General features: G+C 57.4%; 2 protein-coding genes. Both read right to left on the bottom strand.

Annotated elements, in window-relative coordinates; genetic code table 11:
- Nucleotides 1-519: MBG domain-containing protein (locus NGM62_RS21895; RefSeq protein WP_262250430.1), on the bottom strand; the 519-nt coding region annotated here is incomplete at its 3' end.
- Nucleotides 519-1,079 carry an MBG domain-containing protein gene (locus tag NGM62_RS21890; protein WP_449301324.1) on the bottom strand — a complete coding sequence of 187 codons (561 nt, stop codon included), beginning with the start codon at nt 1,077-1,079 and terminating at the stop codon, nt 519-521. The genes NGM62_RS21895 and NGM62_RS21890, both read right to left, overlap by 1 nt.
- Nucleotides 1,080-1,103 lie beyond the last annotated feature (24 nt).

The raw sequence follows: 1,103 nt of genomic DNA, 5'->3' as shown, positions 1-1,103 counted from the left end.
GTATGTTTTCTCCGGCAGTGCCGGGAAGTCCAGTGTACGCGTAGCCGGAAGCACCGTCAGTGTCGCTGCCTCAAAACTAATTTCGTAATTACTGCCCAGCGCGAGGTCGCCCTGCGTAATGGCGTGAGCACCCACGTTTTCACCTTCCGCCCGGTCGAGGCCACCGGTGAAGGCGTCACCTATAATCAGCTCCGGCGTGAACGAATAGGTCAATGCCGGGTCGTCCGCACCGAACGATTTCGTCTGATCTGACGCGGTAACCGTGATTCCCAATGGCGCGATCGTCAAGGTCGCCTCCAGCTCTAGGTCCCCGTAGTTGGCACCGCCGTCGATAACCGCAGTAACCTCGTACGTGCCTGCAACCGTCTGGCCATTGCCCGAATAGGATACCGATGCCCCCGAAGGCAGGTCGCCGGTGATGGCCAGCGATCGCTCGTAACCGTCATAGGTGAAGGTATCGTCTTCGAGCGTGATGCTGGTGATGTTTGCTTTTTCAATGGTCAGCGTGGATTCTAACACTAACGTTTCGTAACTGTCGCCCGTGNCGAAGGCAGGTCGCCGGTGATGGCCAGCGATCGCTCGTAACCGTCATAGGTGAAGGTATCGTCTTCGAGCGTGATGCTGGTGATGTTTGCTTTTTCAATGGTCAGCGTGGATTCTAACACTAACGTTTCGTAACTGTCGCCCGTGATGGTGGCGGTCACCTGTTGTGTTCCGGCATCCGTGCGGGTGTTGTTAGTATAGCTGACCGCTGTGCCGTCGGGCAGGTCGCCCGAGATCGCCAGCGATCGTTCGGAACCGTCATAGGTGAAGGTGCCGTCTTCGAGCGTGATGCCGGTGATTTCAGCTTTCTCAATGGTCAGCGTGGCTTCCAACACCAAGGTTTCGTGGTTGTCGCCGGTAATGGTGGCGGTCACCTGTTGTGTTCCGGCATCCGTGCGGGTGTTGTTAGTATAGCTGACCGCGGTACCGTCGGGCAGGTCGCCGGTGATGGCCAGCGATCGCTCGGAACCGTCATAGGTGAAGGTGCCGTCTTCGAGCGTGATGCCGGTGATGTTTGCTTTCTCGATGGTCAACATAGCGGTCAGTTCCAAATCGGTGTG

This window comes from Parapedobacter soli, assembly GCF_025460835.1.
In the GTDB taxonomy this organism is placed as follows: domain Bacteria; phylum Bacteroidota; class Bacteroidia; order Sphingobacteriales; family Sphingobacteriaceae; genus Parapedobacter; species Parapedobacter soli.
Note: the sequence above shows the minus strand (reverse complement) of the source record. Positions and strands in the feature narration are given on the sequence as shown.